Source organism: Sphingomonas sp. URJC2 (genome assembly GCF_059803575.1).
This window is the reverse complement of the sequence record NZ_JAPFGX010000068.1, coordinates 1-4854: the sequence shown is the minus strand read 5'-3', so window position 1 is coordinate 4854 and position 4854 is coordinate 1. Positions and strand designations below refer to the sequence as shown.

The following is a 4854-nucleotide window of genomic DNA, read 5'->3' as shown; positions in this document are numbered from 1 at the left end:
CGCCGGCACGGCGCGCGCGGACGGCGGCTCCGGCCCGGCCGGGGCTGTTCGCGCGGCTGCTCGGCCTTGCGCCGATCAGCCCGGAGACGGTCGAGCGCATGGTCACCGGCGCGATCCTGGCCGGCGGGGCGGCGATTGCGCTCCTCATCCTCCATCTGATGGGGGTGCCGGCAATGGCGGGGGCGGCGCTGGCCGACCTGACTGCGCGGGCGGGCTTTCAGGTCAAGCGGGTCGAACTGACCGGCGTGCGCAACATGGACCGGCTGACCGTCTATGCCATCGCCTTCGACCAGCATTCGCTGGCGATGCCGCTCGTTGATCTCGACCGGGTGCGCGAACAGCTGCTGCGTTATGGCTGGATCGCCGATGCGCGGGTGTCGCGCCGGCTGCCCGACACGCTGGTCGTCGATCTGGTCGAGCGGCAGCCGGCGGCGGTCTGGCAGCATCAGGGGCGGCTGCGCCTCGTCGATGCCGCCGGGGTGGTGCTGGAGGATGTGTCGGCGGTGGCGATGCCGGATCTGCCGCTGCTGATCGGCCCCGATGCCAACCGCCATGCCGGACAGCTGCTGGCGCTGATCGACAAGGCCCCGGCGCTGCGCCCGGTGCTGGTCGGCGCGACCTGGATCGGCGACCGGCGCTGGGATCTGCGCTTCCAGTCGGGCGAGACGCTGGCCCTGCCCGAGGGCGAGGCGGCGGCCAAAACCGCATTGGTCAAATTCGCGCGGCTCGATTCCGACCGGCGGCTGCTCGGCGGGCAGTTCGTGCGCTTCGACATGCGCGATCCCACCCGCTTCGTCGCGCGGATCAACCGCCAGGCGCGGGCAATCGACGATCAGGCGGACGATGCCGCCATCGACGCGGCCGATGAAACTGCGGGTGACGGGGCGGAGGGCGCGGCGGCACCCGGCGCGGGGGGTGTCCGGCCGGCGCGCCCTGCCGCGCGCAATGGCGGACTGGCGAGGGTGAGCGACAGCATATGAGCAGACGGGACGGGCGGAGCGCGGGCGCGCGGACGGAGCGGCTGATCACGGCGCTCGACATCGGATCATCCAAGGTATCGGCGCTGATCGCCGCGCGCGGCGAAAGCGGGGGCATCGAGGTGCTGGGCACCGGCCAGCGCGAAAGCCGGGGCGTGAAGCGCGGCTATGTCGCCGACATGGCGGCGACCGAACTGGCGGTGCGCGAGGCGGTGGAACAGGCCGAACGCATTGCGGGCGTCAATATCGAGGATGTGTGGGTCAGCTTTTCAGCCGGCGGGCTGGTGAGCAACATCGCCTCGGTCGAGGTCGAGCTGGGCGGCCACCGGATCGAGCAGCAGGATATCGACCAGCTGCTCGCCGCCGGGCGCGAGTCGATCGATCCGGCCGGGCGGATGGTGCTGCACGCGCAGCCGACGCTCTACACCATCGACGGGCTGACCGACGTCCGCAACCCGCGCGGGCTGCATGCCGACCGGCTGGGCGTCAACATCCATGTCGTCGCCGCCGATCCGTCGCCGGTGCGCAACCTCGATCTATGCGTCCGGAGCGCACATCTGGATGTGCGCGCCATCGTCGCCGCGCCGGTCGCGACCGGGCTTGCCTGCCTGTCGGACGAGGAACGCGATCTGGGCGTCGCGCTGGTCGAGCTGGGCGCGGGCGTCACCAACGTGTCGCTGTTTTCGGGCGGGGTGCTGGTCGCGCTTGCCTCGCTGCCCATCGGGGCGGCCGACATCACCGACGACATCGCCTCGGCGTTCGGCACAAGGCGCGCACAGGCCGAACGGATGAAATGCTTTTACGGCTCGGCAACCGCCAGCCCGCGCGACAATCACGACATGATCGACGTCGCGCCGCTGTCGGCCGAGGAGGAGGGGGGCGACCTCCAGCGCATCACCCGCGCCCAGCTGATCGCGGTGATCCGCCAGCGGCTGGAACAGATGATGGGCGATATTTCCCGGGCGCTCAAGGATATGGGCTTTGCCGGGCCCAATGGCCGTCAGGTGGTGCTGACCGGGGGCGGGGCCGAACTCAAGGGCATGGCCGATTATGCGCAGGGCGTGCTTGGCCGTGCGGTCAGGGTCGGCCGGCCGCGCGGGCTGGCGGGGCTGCCCGATGCGCATAGCGGCCCGGCCTTTGCGACGCTGGCCGGGCTGACCTGCTATGCCGCGTCCGACCCGGTCGATCTGCGCACCGCGCCGCTTGCCGCGGCGCAGACGATGGTCAGGGCCAGCGGATCGGCGCTGATCCAGCGACTGGTGGCGGCGTTCCGGACCAATCTGTGAATAATGTTGTGGATTATTAAGATTTGGCTCGATTTGGTGAATCCGCTGATTCATAAGTGATGCGGGGGCGAGCGCTTCGCCGACGGGGAAAGCGACGGGAGTTTTTGAGGTATGAGCATCGAGTTTATCCCGCCCGAGGTCGATGAGCTGCGGCCGCGGATCAGCGTGATCGGCGTCGGCGGCGCGGGTGGCAATGCGATCGCCAACATGATCGCATCCGAGGTGCAGGGCGTTGATTTCATCGTCTGCAACACCGATGCCCAGGCGCTCAATGCCTCGCCCGCCGAACGGCGGATCCAGCTTGGTCTCAAGATCACCCAGGGTCTGGGCGCGGGCTCGCGCCCCGAAATCGGCCGCGCCGCCGCCGAGGAAACGATCGAGCAGGTCGAACGCGCGCTTGACGGTGCGCATATGTGCTTCATCGCCGCCGGCATGGGCGGCGGCACCGGCACCGGTGCTGCCCCGGTGATCGCCAAGGCGGCGCGCGAGCGCGGCATCCTGACCGTCGGCGTCGTCACCAAGCCGTTCAGCTTTGAAGGCACGCGGCGGATGAAGTCGGCGGAATCGGGCATTGCCGAGCTGCAAAAGCATGTCGACACGCTGATCGTCATTCCCAACCAGAATCTGTTCCTGATCGCCAATCCGAACACGACCTTCAAGGAAGCGTTCCAGATGGCCGATCAGGTATTGCAGCAGGGCGTGCGCGGCATCACCGACCTGATGGTCATGCCCGGCCTGATCAATCTCGACTTTGCCGATGTCCGCTCGGTGATGGGCGAGATGGGCAAGGCGATGATGGGCACCGGCGAGGCGACCGGCGACAACCGCGCCATCGAGGCGGCGGAAAAGGCGATCGCCAACCCGCTGCTCGACGGCGTGTCGATGAAGGGCGCAAAGGGCGTCATCATCTCGATCACCGGGGGCGAAGACATGCGCCTGATGGAGGTCGACGAGGCCGCCAACCATATCCGCGAACTGGTCGACCCCGAAGCCAACATCATCTGGGGTTCGGCGTTCAACAACGAGCTGGAAGGCAAGATCCGCGTCTCGGTCGTCGCGACCGGGATCGAGGCCGAACAGGCCGCCCAGCCCGAACCGGCGCGCGTCTTTTCCTTTCCCGGCGCGCGCAAGGCCGATGACAAGGCCGAGCCGCGTCCGTTCGTGATGCCCGCGGCCAAGACCGTCGAGCCGACCCCCGCGGCCCAGTCTGCGCCCGTCGCCGCTCCGGAAGAGGATGTGCGCTTCGTCGACGATGTTGCCGAGGCCGAGCCGCTGACGCTCGACACACCGGTCGCCGAACCGGTTGCCGCCGCGCCCCAGCCTCAGGCAGCGCCCCCGGTGCATGACGAACTGCTGCTCGACGCCCCGGCGGCCGAACCCGCGCCCGCGCCCCAGCCCGAACCGGCGGCGCCGTCCTGGCTCAAGGGCGGGCGCGAGGAAAAGGCGCCGCGCCCCGGCGGCGGCACGCTGTTCGAGCGCATGTCGTCGATCGCGCGCGGCTCCGCCCGCACGCCGGGCGCGCCGGAGGACGAGCGGTCCGACCCGCTCGACATTCCGCGCTTCCTCAACCGTCAGAACAACCAGTAAGCCGGCGGGCGCTGACGGGGCATGGCGTTCATGCCCCGGGGCGGCGGCGAACTCCGGTTCGTCGCCGTCTCGCCACATCTGGGCGCGCCGCGGCGCTGTTCGGATTGGCGACAGTGGCCGCGGTGCAGCTATGCTCGCATCGTGATCCGATCCTCCCTTTTCGGCAGCGGATGGGCGGCGCTGGCATTGGCGCTGGCAGCGCCCGTTCATGCCCAGCCCGCCGCCGGCGCTGCCGAGCGGCTGTCCCAGCATCTGCGTGATCTGGCGCGCGACCCGACGAGCCTGCCGGCGCTGATCGGCGCGGGCGAGGCGGCGCTGGGCGTCGGCGACAGCAATGCGGCACTCGGCTTTTTCGCGCGTGCCGATGAACAGGCCCCGCGCAACGGCCGGGTCAAGGCCGGCCTCGCCCGCGCGCTGCTGATGAACGACAATCCGCGCGACGCGCTGCGCATGTTCGAGGCCGCGACCGCGCTTGGCGTGCCCGAGGCGGACATTGCCGGCGACCGCGGGCTGGCATTCGACCTGCGCGGCGACCAGCGCCGGGCGCAGCGCGACTATGCCATCGCCCTGCAGCGCGGCGGTAATGACGAGGTGACGCGGCGTTATGCGCTGTCGCTGGCGATCAGCGGTGATCGCGCCGGCGCGCTCAAGCTGCTCGATCCGCTGCTTTACAAGCGCGATCAGGCGGCGTGGCGCGCGCGCGCATTCGTGCTGGCGCTGACCGGCGACATGGCGGGCGCAAACCAGATTGTCGGGCAGGTGATGCCCGAACGCATGGCCGCGCTGATGACCCCGTTCATGGCGAGGCTTAGCGCGCTGACCCCGGCGCAAAAGGCCGCTGCCGTCCATCTGGGCGAAATGCCCGCCGATGGCGTCCGCATGGCCGGGGCCGAAGCCGATGCGCAGGTGGCGGCGATGGCCCCGATGTCGCAGGCCGCGCGGCTGGCCCCGGTGATCCGCAGCGCGCCGGGGGCGGCCGCCGCGCCGACGCCGACGCCTGCCCC

4 protein-coding genes are annotated in these 4854 nt (G+C 70.3%); all 4 read left to right on the top strand.

Features of this window, described 5'->3' with window-relative positions:
* Positions 1–980: cell division protein FtsQ/DivIB (locus tag OPU66_RS14650; RefSeq protein ID WP_498554387.1), on the top strand; the 980-nt coding region annotated here is incomplete at its 5' end.
* Positions 977–2263 carry a cell division protein FtsA gene (ftsA, locus tag OPU66_RS14645; protein WP_498554386.1) on the top strand — a complete coding sequence of 429 codons (1287 nt, stop codon included), beginning with the start codon at positions 977–979 and terminating at the stop codon, positions 2261–2263. The genes OPU66_RS14650 and ftsA, both read left to right, overlap by 4 nt.
* Before the next feature lie 111 nt (positions 2264–2374).
* On the top strand, positions 2375–3850 hold the full coding sequence (gene ftsZ, locus OPU66_RS14640; protein ID WP_498554385.1) for a cell division protein FtsZ: 1476 nt from the start codon (positions 2375–2377) through the stop codon (positions 3848–3850).
* Between the two features lie 141 nt (positions 3851–3991).
* Positions 3992–4854 (top strand): tetratricopeptide repeat protein (locus OPU66_RS14635; protein ID WP_498554383.1); only part of this gene is annotated, 863 nt, incomplete at its 3' end.

Coding starts and splice junctions, on each gene's coding strand:
- ftsA (WP_498554386.1), top strand. CDS start 977: ATGAGCAGACGGGACGGGCGGAGCGCGGGCGCGCGGACGGAGCGGCTG.
- ftsZ (WP_498554385.1), top strand. CDS start 2,375: ATGAGCATCGAGTTTATCCCGCCCGAGGTCGATGAGCTGCGGCCGCGG.